Origin of the sequence: Pantoea sp. GbtcB22, from assembly GCF_019091025.1 — a bacterium.
GTDB lineage: Bacteria > Pseudomonadota > Gammaproteobacteria > Enterobacterales > Enterobacteriaceae > Pantoea > Pantoea leporis.
On sequence record NZ_JAGXKB010000344.1, the window covers coordinates 1 to 261 of the forward strand.

General features: G+C 67.4%; 1 protein-coding gene. It reads left to right on the forward strand.

Translation table 11 applies throughout. The features are described from left to right. Positions 1-261, forward strand: a 261-nt coding sequence (locus KVT28_RS25445; protein WP_217550983.1) for a DUF2314 domain-containing protein, incomplete at both ends; no start/stop codon positions are given.

The following is a 261-nucleotide window of genomic DNA, read 5'->3' on the forward strand; positions in this document are numbered from 1 at the left end:
GCCGAACCAGATCAGTGATTGGATGTACGTCATCGAGGGCGAGGTGTACGGGGCGTTCACGGTCAACCTCCTGCGGTCCCGGATGGGCCGGCGCGAGCGCGAAGAGCATGACAACGCCTGGGGCCTGAGCTTCGGCGACCCGCGGAAGATCCGCTTCGTGGCTGGCAACGACAGCAACGACCCGAGCGCCCTGGGAGAGCACCCCATGAGCGAGGGGATGGCGGAGTCGCTGAGGGAGCGGCTGGCCGAAGACCCGTCCCT